This is a genomic window from Paenibacillus sp. MB22_1, assembly GCF_047200555.1.
GTDB classification, from domain to species: domain Bacteria; phylum Bacillota; class Bacilli; order Paenibacillales; family Paenibacillaceae; genus Fontibacillus; species Fontibacillus phoenicis.
On sequence record NZ_JBLADV010000002.1, the window covers coordinates 577501 to 593245 of the forward strand.

The 15745-nt window shown below is 50.5% G+C and carries 24 protein-coding genes (1 of these 24 cut by a window edge); 2 read left to right on the top strand and 22 right to left on the bottom strand.

Features of this window, described 5'->3' with window-relative positions:
• On the top strand, positions 1 to 410 hold the 3' portion of the coding sequence (gene pdaB, locus ACL02P_RS14445) for a polysaccharide deacetylase family sporulation protein PdaB (protein ID WP_009226675.1). Its footprint begins 400 nt before the window's first position; 410 of the gene's 810 nt are visible here — the last part of the coding sequence; its start codon lies beyond the left edge, outside the window; it ends in the stop codon at positions 408 to 410.
• Positions 411 to 432: 22 nt separating this feature from the next.
• On the opposite strand, the gene ACL02P_RS14450 is transcribed toward pdaB, so the two are convergent.
• Positions 433 to 1041 carry a KinB-signaling pathway activation protein gene (locus ACL02P_RS14450; protein ID WP_009226674.1) on the bottom strand — a complete coding sequence of 203 codons (609 nt, stop codon included), beginning with the start codon at positions 1039 to 1041 and terminating at the stop codon, positions 433 to 435.
• A gap of 138 nt (positions 1042 to 1179) precedes the next feature.
• Between ACL02P_RS14450 and gerD the strand changes: the two genes are divergently transcribed.
• On the top strand, positions 1180 to 1974 hold the full coding sequence (gene gerD / locus ACL02P_RS14455) for a spore germination lipoprotein GerD (RefSeq protein WP_339300294.1): 795 nt from the start codon (positions 1180 to 1182) through the stop codon (positions 1972 to 1974).
• Between the two features lie 53 nt (positions 1975 to 2027).
• Here gerD and ACL02P_RS14460 read toward each other — a convergent pair whose 3' ends face one another.
• The 21 genes from ACL02P_RS14460 to rplR form a co-directional block, all read right to left on the bottom strand.
• Positions 2028 to 3143 carry an Mrp/NBP35 family ATP-binding protein gene (locus ACL02P_RS14460; RefSeq protein ID WP_323077806.1) on the bottom strand — a complete coding sequence of 372 codons (1116 nt, stop codon included), beginning with the start codon at positions 3141 to 3143 and terminating at the stop codon, positions 2028 to 2030.
• A gap of 44 nt (positions 3144 to 3187) precedes the next feature.
• Positions 3188 to 3958, bottom strand: coding sequence for an N-acetylmuramoyl-L-alanine amidase CwlD (gene cwlD, locus ACL02P_RS14465; RefSeq protein WP_323077807.1), 771 nt, complete (start codon positions 3956 to 3958; stop codon positions 3188 to 3190).
• A gap of 94 nt (positions 3959 to 4052) precedes the next feature.
• Complete coding sequence (sat, locus tag ACL02P_RS14470; protein WP_412837555.1) at positions 4053 to 5225, bottom strand: sulfate adenylyltransferase; 1173 nt, start codon at positions 5223 to 5225, stop codon at positions 4053 to 4055.
• 39 nt (positions 5226 to 5264) lie between these two features.
• Positions 5265 to 5957: a phosphoadenylyl-sulfate reductase gene (locus ACL02P_RS14475; RefSeq protein ID WP_009226669.1), complete on the bottom strand. Its 693-nt coding sequence runs from the start codon at positions 5955 to 5957 to the stop codon at positions 5265 to 5267.
• 209 nt (positions 5958 to 6166) lie between these two features.
• A complete protein-coding gene (gene rpsI / locus ACL02P_RS14480) occupies positions 6167 to 6559 on the bottom strand; it encodes a 30S ribosomal protein S9 (RefSeq protein WP_009226668.1) in 393 nt (130 codons plus the stop codon).
• 20 nt (positions 6560 to 6579) lie between these two features.
• The gene (gene rplM, locus ACL02P_RS14485; RefSeq protein WP_009226667.1) at positions 6580 to 7017 is read right to left on the bottom strand and encodes a 50S ribosomal protein L13; all 438 of its coding nucleotides are present in this window, start codon (positions 7015 to 7017) and stop codon (positions 6580 to 6582) included.
• A 273-nt stretch (positions 7018 to 7290) separates the two neighbouring features.
• Positions 7291 to 8076 (bottom strand): tRNA pseudouridine(38-40) synthase TruA, encoded by a 786-nt coding sequence (gene truA / locus ACL02P_RS14490; protein WP_412837556.1) that lies wholly within the window; start codon positions 8074 to 8076, stop codon positions 7291 to 7293.
• A gap of 116 nt (positions 8077 to 8192) precedes the next feature.
• Entirely contained in the window at positions 8193 to 8558 is a 366-nt protein-coding gene (gene rplQ, locus ACL02P_RS14495; RefSeq protein WP_009226665.1) for a 50S ribosomal protein L17, read from the bottom strand.
• Between the two features lie 37 nt (positions 8559 to 8595).
• A complete protein-coding gene (locus tag ACL02P_RS14500) occupies positions 8596 to 9540 on the bottom strand; it encodes a DNA-directed RNA polymerase subunit alpha (RefSeq protein ID WP_009226664.1) in 945 nt (314 codons plus the stop codon).
• Positions 9541 to 9672: 132 nt separating this feature from the next.
• Positions 9673 to 10068, bottom strand: a complete 396-nt coding sequence (gene rpsK, locus ACL02P_RS14505; protein ID WP_009226663.1) for a 30S ribosomal protein S11 — start codon at positions 10066 to 10068, stop codon at positions 9673 to 9675.
• Positions 10069 to 10087: 19 nt separating this feature from the next.
• Complete coding sequence (gene rpsM / locus ACL02P_RS14510; protein ID WP_009226662.1) at positions 10088 to 10456, bottom strand: 30S ribosomal protein S13; 369 nt, start codon at positions 10454 to 10456, stop codon at positions 10088 to 10090.
• A gap of 21 nt (positions 10457 to 10477) precedes the next feature.
• Positions 10478 to 10591, bottom strand: coding sequence for a 50S ribosomal protein L36 (gene rpmJ / locus ACL02P_RS14515; RefSeq protein WP_003333770.1), 114 nt, complete (start codon positions 10589 to 10591; stop codon positions 10478 to 10480).
• A 165-nt stretch (positions 10592 to 10756) separates the two neighbouring features.
• Entirely contained in the window at positions 10757 to 10972 is a 216-nt protein-coding gene (gene infA, locus ACL02P_RS14520) for a translation initiation factor IF-1 (protein ID WP_007132547.1), read from the bottom strand.
• Between the two features lie 2 nt (positions 10973 to 10974).
• Positions 10975 to 11289 carry a KOW domain-containing RNA-binding protein gene (locus ACL02P_RS14525; protein ID WP_009226661.1) on the bottom strand — a complete coding sequence of 105 codons (315 nt, stop codon included), beginning with the start codon at positions 11287 to 11289 and terminating at the stop codon, positions 10975 to 10977.
• A 3-nt stretch (positions 11290 to 11292) separates the two neighbouring features.
• Positions 11293 to 12045, bottom strand: a complete 753-nt coding sequence (gene map, locus ACL02P_RS14530) for a type I methionyl aminopeptidase (protein ID WP_009226660.1) — start codon at positions 12043 to 12045, stop codon at positions 11293 to 11295.
• Between the two features lie 5 nt (positions 12046 to 12050).
• The gene (locus ACL02P_RS14535; protein WP_016310721.1) at positions 12051 to 12695 is read right to left on the bottom strand and encodes an adenylate kinase; all 645 of its coding nucleotides are present in this window, start codon (positions 12693 to 12695) and stop codon (positions 12051 to 12053) included.
• A gap of 98 nt (positions 12696 to 12793) precedes the next feature.
• Positions 12794 to 14095: a preprotein translocase subunit SecY gene (secY, locus tag ACL02P_RS14540; protein WP_009226658.1), complete on the bottom strand. Its 1302-nt coding sequence runs from the start codon at positions 14093 to 14095 to the stop codon at positions 12794 to 12796.
• Positions 14095 to 14535, bottom strand: coding sequence for a 50S ribosomal protein L15 (rplO, locus tag ACL02P_RS14545; RefSeq protein ID WP_009226657.1), 441 nt, complete (start codon positions 14533 to 14535; stop codon positions 14095 to 14097). The genes secY and rplO overlap by 1 nt, the downstream gene beginning before the upstream one ends.
• A gap of 53 nt (positions 14536 to 14588) precedes the next feature.
• Positions 14589 to 14774, bottom strand: coding sequence for a 50S ribosomal protein L30 (gene rpmD, locus ACL02P_RS14550; protein ID WP_009226656.1), 186 nt, complete (start codon positions 14772 to 14774; stop codon positions 14589 to 14591).
• A 12-nt stretch (positions 14775 to 14786) separates the two neighbouring features.
• Entirely contained in the window at positions 14787 to 15284 is a 498-nt protein-coding gene (gene rpsE, locus ACL02P_RS14555; RefSeq protein WP_009226655.1) for a 30S ribosomal protein S5, read from the bottom strand.
• 28 nt (positions 15285 to 15312) lie between these two features.
• Entirely contained in the window at positions 15313 to 15681 is a 369-nt protein-coding gene (rplR, locus tag ACL02P_RS14560) for a 50S ribosomal protein L18 (protein ID WP_028539490.1), read from the bottom strand.
• Between the last annotated feature and the right edge of the window lie 64 nt (positions 15682 to 15745).

Consider the following 15745-nt stretch of genomic DNA (forward strand, 5'->3'; position numbering starts at 1 on the left):
AAATTTCTACCTCTCATACGATTTTGACCGAAGTGACAGGCCAACCTCCCAAGCTGCTGCGGCTTCCGAACGGCGACTTCGATAAGCGCGTGCTTAGAATTGCTGCAAGCCAAGGCTACAAAGTCATCCAATGGGATACTGACTCCCAGGATTGGATGAACAAAGGGGTTCAAACCATCGTTGACCGCGTCGTTAAGAAAGCCCATCCCGGAGATATCGTTCTCCTGCATGCCAGCGATTCGGTGAAGCAGACGCACGAGGCGTTGCCGATCATCATCGATGAGCTGCGGAAGCAAGGCTATGAGTTTGTGACCGTAACGGATCTGCTGCAGGAAGCCAGCGTTCAAGGCAACGAAGTCCGCGATCAAGCGTGGCTGAAGAAGCAGTTGGAATACGCTGTCGGTTTGTGAATTTGTAGCAAAAAAGCCCAGTTTAGGCTGGGCTTTTTTGTGTTTCTGAATTTCCAGAGTTCAACACTCGCTGTAGAATTAAGATCTGGTAAGCATTACATGCGATTAATGGCGCAACAATCCAAGCCGTCGCGGAATTGACACCAATCTTCAATACGCCGACAGTTTCCACGATCGTAACTGCAATCATAAAGAACAACGTGGGAATCCAGGCGGTTGCATTCGTCAATTTGGCCTTATAAAACGCAGTTCCCACAGCCACAATAAGAATGATAATGCCAAGGATCAGGTCGGAAAACCCGTTCTTCTCGCCGCCCACGAATATCCGCAGGAACATCAGCTCCAGCAGCGCTAAAGCGGTTAAGACCAGCTGCACATATTGCCATGTTCTTCTGGAGAAGACACCGTTCCCCATATAATTGATCATTAAATATGCGAAAAAGCCCATTTGGGAATACACGCTAACCATAATGCCAACGCCAAGTAATATCCCGACATTGACCAAAATATCGGTCAGGCCTTTATATTGCAGGGTATCGGTCCATTGCAGCAACAGCCCGACCATCAGCGACCCCGCCGCCCCTACGGCTAAGGTTGTCCCAAATAAGTAAAGCCACTTTTTTAAGTTCAAGCCCCTTCCACCTCCACTAACGAAATATTTTACCAACGATCCCGGTAAAAAACCATTGTTTTTAAGCTTTTCGTTGGGATATTTCCGTTTTTAAGCCGCATACTAACTTTAGCAATGATGATAAGGAGGAAGGGAACCATGAAATGGCGGGGTACCCGTTGGATTTTATGCTTCTTATGTACATTCACTCTTCCGCTTGCAGCCTGCGGTTCTGAACAAAGCTCCCCCTCCTCTTCCCAGGGTGGGGGATATAAAGAAACGAAATCGATGGTTATCGATATTCTTAAGACTGACGAAGGTAAAAAGGCTATATATGAGGCGTTAAGCAATCCTCCAAGCAGCAGCGAAAGTGGAAGCGGAAGCAGCGGCTCAGAATCCGGTTCGGAGTCCGGTTCTGATTCCGGTTCCGGGTCGGGCGGATCCGGAGGAAGCAGCGGAGGCGGAACGTTTGGGGTGAAGATGATTCTCCCGTCCCAAACCTCCAATGAGGTGCGTATGGCTGTCAAGGAGACGATTACTTCCCCGGAATACAAGAAGGAAATCGAGAAGATCATGACCGATCCGCAGTTTGCCGGGGATTTTGCGAAGGCGATCAACGCCCAAAGCAAAGAGCTCCATATGCAGCTGATCAAAGACCCTACTTATCAGAAATCGATCAGCGAAATCCTGAAATCGCCGGAAGTCATGAAGATGTTCCTCGATTTAACCAAGACGCCGGACTACCGCAAGCAATCCATGACGGTCATGCAGGAAGCGATGCAAAGTCCGTTGTTCAAATTGGAAGTGCTTGAGCTGTTGAAAACCGTCGTTCAAGAGCAACTGCAGCCGAAGGTGGAAAAAGAGCCTAAGCAGGACGAAGGCGGCGGTAACGAAGGCAGCGGTGATGAAGGCGGCCAAAGCAAAGAGGGCGAAGGCAGCGGTGGATCTTCTTAAGCCGCAAGCTAACGCTCATCCCCCCCCCCAAAAAAAGACCGACCCGTTAAGGGTCAGTCTTTTTTGCATTTCAGCACGATGCGCTGTGCCAGCTCGTCATACAGCCGACCAACCGGGGTCTCCGCTTTGTACACCGACGGAGAAAAGTCCGGCTCGGACGGATGGTTATCCGGCGCTCCCAGCGGGAATTGCGCCAGCAATTCGGTATGTAAGGACTCCGCCAAACGAGCGCCGCCGCCGCGTCCGAAGACATAATCCTTCTCGCCGCATTTGGAGCACTCGTAGTAAGCCATGTTTTCGACGACGCCCAGCACTTCATGTTCCGTGCGCAGCGCCATTGCCCCGGCCCGGGCAGCAACAAAAGCTGCAGTGGCATGCGGGGTGGTGACGATAATCTCCTTGCTATGCGGAATCATCTGGTGTACGTCTAGAGCGATATCCCCTGTACCCGGCGGAAAATCAAGCAGCATATAATCCAAATCGCCCCACTGGACATCGCTGAAAAATTGCCGAAGCATTTTCCCCAGCATCGGTCCCCGCCAAATCACAGGGTTATTGTCCTGGATAAAGAAGCCCATCGACATGACCTTGACACCAAAGCGTTCTACGGGCAAGATTTGGCCGTTCTCTACCAGCGGTGCCTCTTCGATCCCCATCATATCGGGAACGCTAAAGCCATAGATGTCGGCATCAATTAAGCCCACCTTCTTGCCTTGACGCGCCAGGGCCGCCGCCAAATTTACCGTGACGGTAGACTTGCCCACTCCGCCCTTGCCGCTGGCAACAGCAATAAATTGAACGCCAGATCTAGGGTCAAGAATCGGTACCCCTTCCAGACCTGCCCCATGCCCCTTCAGTTCGCTGCGTTCACTATGGGATGAATCCGAAGGTTGACGAGCCGCGCTAAACGCTGCCTCGCGTTCCTGCTCCGAAGCTTCACGGAAGCGAAGATGAACATCCTTCATCCCCGCTTCGGATAAGCGGAAGCGGATCTCCCGTTCGGCTTCCACCTGTGCCGCACTGCCTTTCTCAAAGCCGACAACGGTTAATGAGACGCGGTCTTCCTTAATCATGATATCGCGAATCCACTGGAGGTCGACTAGACTGAGACCTGTGGTTGGTTCTGCAACCGGGCGTAACGTTGCCTGAAGCTGCTCCTTCGTAATCACTGACAGCACCTCGACTTCATCAGATAGTTAGGTCTATTATAACATTACCTGACATCCTCTGCCGGGGTTTGTACTTTTTCTCCAGAATAATATCGCAAGATCCCCTGATAAATGGAAGCGGCTACTTTCCGCTGGTACGATTCCGTCCCAAGCAGCCCCGCTTCCTCTGGATTCGACAAGAACCCCACCTCCACCAGGACAGCTGGAATCTTCATCGCTTCAATCAGATACACCTTCTTATCCGCACGGTTCGCAACCCGGTCAGTGTTCTCCAGATTCCGTCGAAGCTCTTCCTGTACGAGCGCAGCCAGATTTGCGTTATCCGCATGATTAGGGTAATAGAACGTTTGCGCGCCTCGCCAGCGCGGAGAAGGAATGCTGTTCATGTGTATACTCACGAGCAGATCGGCCTGCTGTTCCTCAATAAAACGGACCCGGGTCATTAAATCCTCGGTCTTCCGTTTGCTGTAGCCCTTCGTGTCCGCCGCTGCCAAGTCCTTGTCCTCCTCGCGGGTCATGACGACAACCGCACCCGCCTGCTGCAAATAATCGCGCAGATATAAAGAGACGGCGAGATTGATGTCTTTCTCGATCAGCCCCTGTTTACTGCTGGCTCCGCCATCCGGTCCGCCATGGCCAGCATCCAGGGCGATCACTTGACCCGCCAGCGGGAGGCTCCAATAATTCCAAGCTTTCTGCGCCGGCACTCGGTAGAAGGCCAACCCAAGGATCACGGCAGCCAGACCCACGCCGATCAGCGCTATTTTGATGTGGTTCAGAGAAATCCATAACGTCACCTTATCTCGATCGCGCATAAAAAAGCCACCTTTCTCCCTTCATGACATTACTCATGATATGGGACAAGGTGGACAAATATGACTCATGCAGGGCTAAGCTAACCCCCGTGAATTAAGTTGGTTGAACCTGCTGCTTCATCCCTTCGATCAGGACCTCGGCAACCTCCGGCCGGGTAAATTCCGGCGGCGGACAAACCCCATCGCGCAGCAAACCGCGCACCTTCGTTCCGGACAAGGTTAGGTGATCTTCTTTCGGATGCGGACAGGTCTTGCTGGAAGCCATATTCCCGCATTTCGTGCAGAAAAAGCTATGTTCAAAGAACAGCGGCGTGATGCCCAACTCCTCCGAGGTGAAGTTCGAGAAGATCTCTTGGGCCTCATACGTTCCGTAGTAATCGCCAACCCCTGCATGGTCGCGACCCACGATAAAATGCGTGCATCCGTAGTTTTTGCGCACCATCGCATGAAAAATCGCTTCACGTGGTCCAGCATAACGCATTGCTGCCGGGAACACCCCTAGAAAAGTACGATTTGCCGGATAATAGTGTTTCAGCAGCGTTAAATAGCTCTTCATCCGAACATCGGCTGGTACATCGTCGGATTTGGTCTCGCCGACCAGCGGATTAAGGAATAGCGCATCCACGATTTCCATCGCACTCTTCTGAATATATTCATGCGCCCGGTGAACCGGATTGCGGGTCTGGAACCCTACCACCGTTCTCCAACCCTTCTCTGCAAAGATCCGCCGCGTCTCCGCCGGATCAAAATAAAACTCCTTAAACCGCGCCGGTTCGGGCCGGTTCAACACCTGAATCGAACCGCCAACGTAGTAAGGCGAACGTTCCAGCAGCTTCTTCACTCCGGGATGTGCAGGATCATCGGTTTTGAACACTTTGCGTGCTTCCTCTGCCTGATCAACGGAATAGATACTGCCAATCTCAAGCAGACCGTAAACAACGCCGTCCTGCTCACCAACCAACGCGACCTGTTCTCCAATTTCCAGGCTTTCCGCTTGTACCCGGGCTACGGAGAGGGTAATCGGGATGCTCCATACCGTTCCGTCAGCCAGCCTCATGCGATCGACAACCGACCGATAATCGTCTTCGTTCATAAACCCGGTTAATGGCGAAAATGCCCCCACCCCAATGAGGTCCAGGTCCGAAATCGTCCAGTTATTAATGAGAATGGCCGAAAGGCCCTTCGCCTGTTCCAGGAGGCTTTCTCGTTGTGGTCCGGTCACAACCCGGTTAATCAGGCTCCCACCATGCGGTAATATTGACGTCACCCGTATCTCCCCCACTTCTGATTTTTTTCTCCTCACCGTTTATTGATGTAGTCCGCATTCCGTCTTTTCCGTTCCAGACCAGCGTCCTGCGCGTGGATCTTCTCCTGGCATTACCGGACGGGTACAATGTTCGCAGCCAATGCTAGGATAATTGCGGTCGTGCAAAGGATTATAAATGAGCTGATGCTCGCGAATGTAGTTCCATACATCGTCCGAGGTCCAGTTGGCGATAGGATTAAACTTCACCAGACCAAACTTAGTGTCGTATTCAATTTTCTTCGCATTTGCCCGGGTTGGCGCCTGGTCGCGGCGAATCCCTGTGATCCATGCCTCGTAGCGGCCCAACACCCGCGTCAGCGGCTCAACCTTACGCAGGTTGCAGCAAGCGTTAGGATCCGACTTCCACAGTTCCTCCCCATACTTCTGCGCCTGTTCCTCCGGCGTTAACGTAGGGGATACCCGTACAAATTCCAGTCCGTATTTGGCCGCAATCGCGTCCCGCGTCTCATAAGTCTCTTTAAAATGAAAATCCGTGTCTAAGTAAAAAATGTCGGTAGACGGGCTGATTTGCTGCAGCATATCGACCAAAACGACATCCTCAGCCCCAAAGCTGCAGGCAAAGGCGATATTCGGAAACGTCTCTACCGCCCAGGCGAGGATTTCTTGGGGGGATAACGACTCAAATTCCTCGGCCCTGGCCGCAATTAACTGCTCTTTTTCCAATAAATTCACTTTTCTTCAGACCTCCCGCATCAGGTTAAACAAGGCATACGATTATTCCAACTAATCAGATTTGAATTATATTTAAAAGTATATGGCATTCCCCCTAGAAGTCAATACTAAAAAATCCAAAATGAAAAAAAGTCCGAAGAAACCTTCAATATAAACGCAAAAAAGCCCCTTTCCAAAACGGAAAGGGACTTTCGTATGCAATATAAAGATTAACGTTTCGAGAACTGAGGAGCACGGCGAGCTGCTTTGAGGCCGTATTTCTTCCGTTCTTTCATCCGTGGGTCACGCGTCAAGAAGCCTGCTTTCTTCAATGCAGGACGGAGTTCCGGATCTGCTTTGAGCAGTGCGCGGGAAATCCCGTGACGGATTGCGCCAGCTTGACCGGAGATACCGCCGCCATGAGCGATGACGATCACGTCGTAGTTACCCAGCGTTTCCGTCAAAGTCAGCGGTTGTTTTACGATCAGCTTCAGCGTTTCCAGACCAAAATAATCGTTGATGTCGCGTTTATTGATGACAATGCGTCCTTCACCCGGTACAAGGCGAACACGAGCTACCGAATGTTTACGACGACCTGTCCCATAGTATTGTACTTGTGCCATGAAACTGTCCTCCCTTTTAATTATCCGCGAAGTTCGTAAACTTCAGGTTTTTGTGCCGCATGTGGATGCTCAGTGCCCGCGTAAGCTTTCAGTCTCAGCTTCATTTTCTCGCCAAGGCGAGTTTTAGGCAGCATGCCGTGAACGGCGGACTCAATTACACGTTCAGGTTTCGTTCTCAGCAAATCCTTGGCAACAGTCACTTTCAAACCGCCCGGATGCAGGGAATGACGATAATATTTTTTGTTATCGAGCTTTTTGCCGGTCAGGGCGATTTTCTCCGCGTTGATGACGATCACAAAGTCGCCGCAGTCAACATGTGGAGTAAATTGTGGTTTGTGTTTACCGCGGATAAGAGCTGCAGCTTCGCTAGCCAAGCGGCCCAGCGTTTTGCCTTCGGCATCGATGATGTGCCATTTGCGCTCTACTTCGCCTGGCTTCGCCATATAAGTGGTACGCATGTAAAGATCCTCCTTCAAATTCGTCCGAAATGGTTCATCCTGCTGAACACGATCATGCTCTTCGGGTCGCTTGACCAAAGTCAGCAGATTTATCTTCGATCGTTTCATTCATGTTTAGCAAGCATAAAATTCTTGTTTAAGCGGCTTTCTTGACTGGGGGCTGTGGGATAGCCATCAAGAAAACACAACTTTTATTTTACAGGAAGCCTAGTTAATACGCAAGCCTTTTTCAAAGGTTATCCCGAAAAAATCAAGCTTCCAGCCGCAACCGCTTCAATCACACAAATCTTCTTCTTCGTATTCCACACTCCAGAGCATCAGCCCTTTGCTCTCGGCCGTTGGGCCTGCGGCAGTCCGGTCTTTCGCCTCCAAAATCGCCTGGATCGATTCAGGCGTACGTTTGCCTTCACCGATCTCGATTAAGGTGCCAACGATGATTCGGACCATATGCTGCAGGAATCCGCTCCCCGTGACATAAAAATGGACAATCCCCTGGCCCGTTGTTCCAGGTATTTTTGCTAATGAATCCACCACGATCCGGGCATCATATATCGTACGAACATGGCTTAGCTTCGTGGACTGACGCGAGGCGAACGAAGTGAAGTCGTGGGTACCAACCAAATACGGCAGACTTGCCTGCATAGCATCAACATTGAGTTGTCCGGGATGATGAAACTGATAGTTCCGTTGGAACACATCCGGGAATCGGTTGGTATTAATGGAGTAGCGGTAGGTTTTCCGTTTGGCCGAATGCCGTGAATGGAAGGTCAGAGGGACCTCCCGAGCCGTCAACACGCGGATATCAGAAGGGAGCCGCGCGTTAAGCGCCAAACACCAACGTTCCACAGGAATTCGCGAATCGGTGTGAAAATGAAAAGGCTGCTGTCTCGCATGCACCCCGGCATCGGTTCGTCCCGAGCCATGAATTTTCACCGTTTCTCCCGTTAAATGGCGGATGGCTCCCTCGATATGATCCTGAACCGTATTTCCGCCCGGTTGGGTCTGAAAGCCGAAATAGTTGGTTCCGTCATAGCTGACGGTCATCAGCAAGTTGCGCATCGGTTCCTTCCTTTCTCAAGGCCACACCTTCAGTTCAATAAAAAAACTCTCCGAAAGCTTAGCCGTAAGGCGAGCCGACAGAGAGTTTTACACGCAAGAAATGGGGAACCCCCGAATTACGCGCGATCTACCAGTTCCAGATAAACCATAGGAGCAGCGTCGCCGCGGCGAGGTCCCAGCTTCAGGATACGAGTGTATCCGCCTGGACGGCTGGAATAACGAGTTGCCAGTTCGGTGAACAGCTTTTGGATTGCATCCTGCTCGCCGTCGATCGATTCGCGACGAACGTAAGCTGCCACTTGACGACGGGCATGCAGGTCACCACGTTTTGCCTTGGTGATCAGCTTCTCAGCGATCGAACGAACTTCTTTCGCTTTCGCTTCCGTCGTTTGGATGCGTTCGTATAAGAACAGGTCGGTTACCAGGTCACGGAACAATGCTTTACGTGCGCTGGAATCGCGGCCCAACTTTTGGTATGCCATGAGTTTTCCCTCCTTCGCTAAAACGATTCAAGTCAACTTATTCTTCAGTGCGCAATCCCAAACCTAACTCTTGGAGCTTCTCTTGAACTTCCTCCAAAGATTTGCGACCAAGGTTACGTACCTTCATCATATCTTCTTCGGTTTTCGTCGTAAGCTCTTGTACCGTATTGATACCGGCACGTTTGAGGCAGTTATAGGAACGAACGGAGAGATCAAGCTCTTCAATCGTCATTTCAAGCACTTTTTCTTTCTTGTCTTCTTCCTTCTCGACCATGATTTCCGCGTCTTTCGCTTCGTCCGTAAGGCCTACGAACAAGAAGAGATGCTCGGTCAAAATTTTCGCGCCGAGGCTTACCGCTTCTTCAGGTCTGATACTGCCATCGGTCCACACTTCAAGCGTAAGCTTGTCGTAGTTGGTCACTTGGCCAACCCGGGTATTCTCTACCACGTAATTGACCCGAGTAATCGGGGTATAGATCGAATCGACGGGAATGACACCGATCGGTTGATCATCTCGTTTATTTCGATCTGCCTGAACGTAACCACGTCCGCGGCCTGCGTAGATGCGCATGTGAAGTCTCGAACCCGGTTCAAGCGTAGCAATATGCAGATCCGTATTCAAAATTTCCACATCGCTGTCCGCACGGATATCTCCTGCCGTAACAACACCTTCGCCTTCTGCATCGATTTCGAGGATCTTCTCCTCATCCGAATGAATTTTCAGCGAGAGTGCTTTCAGGTTCAGGATGATCTCCGTAACGTCCTCCATAACGCCCGGTACGGTCGCGAATTCATGCAGAACTCCATCGATTTGGACCGAGGTTACCGCAGCACCCGGCAGAGAAGAGAGCAAAATCCGGCGAAGCGAGTTGCCCAGTGTGGTGCCATACCCACGTTCAAGTGGTTCTACTACAAATTTCCCATAGGTGCCTTCATCGTTAACTTCTACGGTCTCGATTTTTGGCTTTTCGATTTCTATCACGAAAGTACCCCTCCTTCAAAACGTCGTTCCTTTCAATCTGCCTAAGGTGCTGAAGTTCGTAACGTAGTATGCCTAAACATCCATTGTTCCCAATTGACGCTGGTGTTATACCACGGCTTCAGCGCGGCTTCATTAAACGCGGCGGCGTTTTGGAGGACGGCAGCCGTTATGAGGAATTGGAGTAACGTCTTTGATCATGTTGACTTCAAGGCCTGCCGCTTGCAAGGAGCGGATAGCGGCCTCACGGCCGGCACCAGGGCCTTTAACCATAACCTCAACGGTTTTCATGCCATGTTCCATCGCAGCTTTGGCAGCAGATTCAGCAGCCATTTGCGCAGCAAACGGAGTCGACTTACGGGAACCTTTGAATCCAAGACCGCCGGAGCTCGCCCAGGAAATCGCGTTACCGTGTGGATCCGTAATGGTGACGATCGTGTTATTGAACGTGGAGCGGATATGAGCCACACCAGATTCAATATTTTTCCGGTCACGACGTTTCGTACGTACGACTTTCTTTGGTTTAGCCATTGTCTGTTATCCCCCCTTCTTATTTCTTCTTGTTCGCTACAGTACGACGAGGACCCTTACGAGTACGGGCATTCGTTTTCGTACGTTGTCCGCGAACCGGCAAGCCGCGACGATGACGCACTCCGCGGTAGCAGCCAATTTCGATCAAACGTTTAATATTTAAGGAAATTTCACGACGCAGGTCACCTTCAACCTTGACCGTTTTGTCGATCGTTTCGCGTAGTTTGCTAACCTCATCTTCCGTCAAATCACGAACACGAGTGTCCGGATTGATGCCTGTTGTTTTCAGGATTTTCTGGGAAGTCGTTTTACCGATTCCGAAAATGTAAGTTAAGGCGATCTCAACGCGTTTATCACGTGGCAAATCCACACCAGCAATACGTGCCATTTTACGCTACACCCCCTTCAATTAACCTTGTTTTTGTTTGTGTTTCGGATTTTCGCAAATCACCATGACATTGCCTTTGCGACGAATGACTTTGCATTTTTCGCAAATCGGCTTTACAGAAGGTCTTACCTTCATGCTGATTACCTCCTAAAAGTTTTACAGAAGTAAAACTGGGATCGAAAGCATACGTTCTTATTTTGCGAAAGCAAAAATCCAATCGCACGCATTCTAATCATAAACTACTCTCTGAAACAACTCAACCTGAATATTGTACCACAACTTTACCGTAATGGGTATAGTCTATTTGCGGTAAGTGATCCGGCCTTTCGTCAAATCATATGGCGAAAGCTGAACGACCACTTTGTCTCCCGTCAAAATGCGGATAAAGTGCATCCGCAACTTCCCGGAAACGTGAGCGAGAATTTGATGACCATTCTCCAACTCTACTCTAAAGGTTGCATTCGGCAACGGTTCAATGACCGTACCTTCGACTTCAATGACATCTTCTTTAGCCACAGTCAGTCTCCTTTCTCTTCAGCCATAGAATTGGCGGACTTCTGATAAGCAAGAACTGCATGCCGCAGTTTCCCGTTCGTCACCCGTCCGCTTTCCTGCAAACTATGAACAACCTCGCTGCTAACTATGGGCAGTAGTTCAAGATGCTGGGCATTTTTACGTTTGGGTCCATCAAACTTCCGTTTGTTTCCGTCCGCGATCCAGACGAATTTGTCGTCCAGAATCCCGACAATCACATAAATCGCACCGGCATCCCTGCCTTTGAGAACTTTCACCAACTGACCGATTTGCGGCGCTGAGCGCTCTTTCACGTTCATCACCTACGCATCCAGCTTCGTGAAAATTTCCATCCCGTCCGGTGTAACAGCTACCGTATGCTCAAAGTGAGCGCACAACGAGCCATCCACCGTAACCACTGTCCAGTTGTCTTCCAGCGTTTTAACATATCGCTTCCCCATGTTAACCATCGGTTCGATCGCCAGGACCATCCCCGGCTTAAGCCGCGGGCCCCGGTCGGGCAAACCATAATTCGGAATTTGCGGTTCTTCATGTAAGCTCGCGCCAATGCCATGACCCACATATTCCCGAACGACGGAAAAACCGGCAGCTTCGATGAATTGCTGAATTGCATGCGAGATCGTGTACAATCGAACATCCGGTTTAACGAGCGCAAGGCCCGCATACAAGGAACCTTCGGTGACCTCCAAGAGTCGCTTGGCTTCCTCCGAAATTTTACCTACCGGATACGTCCACGCCGAGTCCCCATGGAAACCACGGTACTCCGCGCCGATATCCAATGTAATGATATCGCCTTCGTTCAATTTGCGTTTGCCGGGAAATCCGTGTACCAATTCTTCGTTGACCGAAGCGCAAATGCTGTAAGGAAAACCGTTGTAACCTTTAAAGGACGGCACGGCGCCCTGACTGCGAATGTATTTATCGGCGAGTTGATCGAGTTCTCCCGTCGTAATTCCAGGCTCAATCGCTTGGGCCATGAGCCTGTGCGTTTCCGCGACGATCCGCCCAGCTTCTCGCATAAAGCCTAGTTCCGTTTCGGATTTACAAATGATCATTACACCTAACCTCGCAGTAGTGACACGATTTCCTTCGAAACCGCATCGATTTCCTGTTCACCATCTACCTGACGCAACAGGCCTTTATCTTCATAGAACTTCAGAAGCGGTGCGGTTTTGTTGATATATTCGTCCAAACGAGTTCCTACGCTCTCTTCGTTATCATCCGAGCGTTGGTATAACTCGCCGCCGCATTTATCACAAACACCTTCCTGCCCCGGAGGATTAAAGATCACATGATAAGTGGCGCCGCAGGATTTGCAAATCCGGCGTCCCGTCAGCCGCGCCAGCAGCTTGTTCCGGTCCACTTTCAGGTTGATGACGTGGTCCAGCTTGCGACCCATGCTATCAAGCAGCTCATCCAGCGATTCCGCTTGCGAAAGGGTTCTTGGAAAACCGTCCAATAAGAAACCTTTTTCGCAATCGGGCTGCTGCAAGCGTTCGCGAACGATCCCCACTGTCACATCATCAGGCACGAGCAGTCCCTGATCCATATATTCCTTCGCTTTCATCCCCACAGGTGTTCCCTGTTTGATTGCCAGGCGAAATGCGTCGCCGGTAGAGATATGAGGAATACCGAATTCGTTAACGATTGTCTCGGCTTGTGTTCCTTTTCCTGCTCCGGGAGGCCCCATGAATAGTAGGTTCATGTTTCTCACTCCCTCCAACACTTCTCTACAACAAGAAATAGCTCAGTTAGGTGCCAGGCAAGGACGTTTGCACGTCCTCTGTTCCTGGTACCTACCGACTATTTATTGATAAAACCTTTATAGTGACGTTTGATCAATTGGCCTTCAATCGTCTTCATCGTATCCAGCGCAACGCCGATCACGATGAGGATCGATGTACCGCCGATCAAGACCGTGCTTGGCAACCCTGCGATAGCCCCCAATCCCATAGGGAGAATGGAGATGGCAGCAAGGAAAAGCGCACCGGTCATCGTCAAACGGGTTAACACCCGAGTCAAATAGGTTTCCGTCGCTTTACCAGGACGGATCCCTGGAATGTAGCCGCCGTTTTTCTTCATGTTCTCAGCCATCTGCTGCGGGTTCATCTGCACGAACGTATAGAAGAACGTAAAGCCGATGATCATGATCACATAAAGCACCATCCCAAGCGGACGGTTGGTAGACAAATGGGTCGTAATCCACTGCGCCCAAGCGTGCGTCGACCAGAAGCTGGCGATCACGACCGGGAATTGCAGCAAGGAAACTGCAAAAATGACCGGAATCACGCCGGCAGCGTTGATCTTGAGCGGAATATGCGTATTCTGCCCGCCATACATTTTGTTACCTACCACACGCTTTGCGTATTGGACCGGGATTTTCCGGATCGCTTGTTGTACGTAGATAACACCGATGACGATCAAGATGCACACCAAGAGAATCGCGATGGATTTCACCACATTGATGAAAGGCTGGCCTTCAATGATAAAATCCGATTGCGCAATCGTCGTAATGTGCGTAGGGATGGAGGCAACGATCCCGGCAAAGATAATCAGCGAGATCCCGTTACCAATCCCTCTTTCGGTAATCTGCTCACCTAACCACATCAGGAAAGAAGTACCGGCTGTCAACACGATGGCGATGACGAGATAGTCACCAAAAGTTGCATTCGGCACCATTTCCGTTCCGTACAAACGGTTAAAACCAATCGACGTAGCAAACGCCTGAATGAGGGCCAAAATGACCGTTCCGTAACGGGTCACTTGGGCCATTTTCTTCTTACCGTGTTCCCCTTGCTTAGCCCATTCCGCAAATTTCGGAATGACGTCCATCGACAAGAGCTGTACGATGATGGAAGCCGTGATATAAGGCATGATCCCGAGGGCAAAGATCGAGAAGTTCTTCAGGGCGCCGCCCGAGAAGGTGTTCAAGAGCCCTAACAAGTTGTTTCCTGCTGCGTTGTTTGTCGCCTCAAAGACCTCTTTATTAACGCCCGGAACCGGAACGAAGGAACCGATCCGGTAAATGAGGAAGATAAACAACGTAAACAAGATGCGGTTGCGAAGGTCTTGAACATGCCATATGTTCTTAATGGTTTTAAACATTAGATCACCTCGGTTTTACCGCCGGCAGCCTCGATTTTCTCTACCGCAGATTGGGAGAACTTATTCGCTTTAACTGTCAGTTTGACAGTAACTTCACCGTTGCCGAGAATCTTGATGCCGCTCTTCGCGTCTTTCACGATTCCTTGTTCAAACAACAGCTCAGGAGTTACTTCCGTATCCGCCGCAAAGTTATTCAAATCTTCGATGTTCACAATCGCATACTCTTTCCGCGTCGGATTGATGAACCCGCGTTTTGGCAAGCGACGATACAGCGGGTTTTGACCGCCTTCGAAGCCCGGACGCACACCACCGCCGGAACGAGCGTTTTGACCTTTGTGACCGCGAGTAGATGTTTTACCCATACCGCTGCCTGTACCGCGGCCGACACGTTTGCGCGTGTGGCGGGAACCAGGAGCTGGGGAAAGCTCATGTAACTTCATCGTTCGTTGCACCTCCTTATTTATTGTTGGCAATTAATAAGCTTACGCTATCCTTAGCCTTCGATTTCTTTAACCGAAACCAGGTGGCTCACTTGATTCACCATGCCGCGAATGGCTGGGTTATCGTTGTGAACAACGGATTGGTTAATTTTGCGAAGACCCAAGGTTTTCACGGTAGTACGTTGGTTCTCCGGACGACCGATCAAACTACGCACGAGGGTAATTTGCAGTTTAGCCATGAGATTCCCTCCTTAACCGAGAAGTTCTTCGACGGTTTTACCGCGCAATTTCGCAACATCCTCAGCACGTTTCAGACGGGACAAGCCCTCCAAAGTCGCGTTGACCATGTTGATGGAATTCGAAGAACCCAAAGATTTAGTCAAAATGTCGCCTACGCCAGCCAGTTCAAGAACCGCACGAACTGGACCGCCGGCGATAACCCCGGTACCTTCGGATGCCGGTTTCAACAGAACGCGGCCAGCTCCGAAATGCCCGATTACTTGGTGAGGGATCGTAGTACCTACGAGCGGAACATGCACAAGATTTTTCTTCGCATCTTCAATGCCTTTACGGATCGCGTCAGGTACTTCGCCTGCCTTACCGATCCCAGCGCCAACCCAGCCTTTGCCGTCGCCGACAACCACGAGTGCACTGAAGCTGAAACGGCGTCCGCCTTTAACTACTTTAGCTACGCGGTTAATGTTTACAACTCTTTCTGTCAGTTCTAAAGTGTTCGGATCTACACGCAAGTCGTTAACCTCCTTTTAGTGATGATTTTTAGAATTCCAGGCCTGCTTCGCGGGCTGCGTCAGCCAGCGCCTGAATCCGTCCATGGTACAGATATCCTCCACGGTCAAAAACAACGCTCTTGTATCCTTTCGCTTGTGCGCGTTTTGCGATCAATTCGCCCACTTTACGAGCGGATTCCACGTTGCCGCCGTTACCGATCGAACCGCTCAGTTCTTTATCGACCGTCGATGCGCTAGCCACCGTTACGCCTGCTACGTCGTCGATCAGTTGAGCGTAGATATGTTTGGAAGAACGGTATACGTTCAGTCTTGGACGAGCTGCCGTTCCTTGGACTTTCTTACGTACACGCAGATGTCTTTTCAGACGTGCTTTGTTCTTATCAGCTTTTGTAATCATGACTTCCATTTCACTCCCTTCGGTTTACCGCTATCGGACATTTCGTTTCAAGACGCCAGAAGGC